Below are 459 nucleotides of genomic sequence, written 5' to 3'. Positions count from 1 at the left end.
AACATCGACTACTCCGGCCTCCTCGAGGAGGCCGTCGCGGAACGGACGCTCGTGCGCGCCATCGCGTACGTCATCCGCGCCGACTCGCCCGAGGAGGAGAGCTTCTTCGAGGCGCTCCGCGACATCGGCTTCGATACGAAGATCAAGGAGATCAAGACGTTCGCCGACGGCTCGAAGAAGGCCGACTGGGACCTCGGGATGAGCCTCGACGCCGTCTCGCTGGCGAGCCACGTCGACACGGTCGTCCTCTGCACCGGCGACGGCGACTTCGCCCGGCTCTGCTCGCACCTCCGCCACGAGGGCGTCCGCGTGGAGGCGATGGGGTTCGGCAACTCGGCCGCCGACGAGCTGATCGAGGCCGCCGACGACTTCGTCGACCTCGCGGAGGAGGAGGAGACGTTCCTGCTGCAGTCGGCGCACGCCCCGTCCGGAGTTGCGAGCGGGCGTCCGAGCGCGGCC

At 69.5% G+C, this 459-nt stretch carries 1 protein-coding gene; it reads left to right on the top strand.

All coding sequences use genetic code 11. The features are described from left to right. The coding region (locus C5B90_RS20160; protein WP_148708286.1) for an NYN domain-containing protein at positions 1–459 on the top strand (459 nt) is incomplete at both ends.

Source organism: Haloferax sp. Atlit-12N, from assembly GCF_003383095.1.
Taxonomy (GTDB): Archaea; Halobacteriota; Halobacteria; order Halobacteriales; family Haloferacaceae; genus Haloferax.
This window is presented reverse-complemented; position numbering and strand designations above follow the sequence as displayed.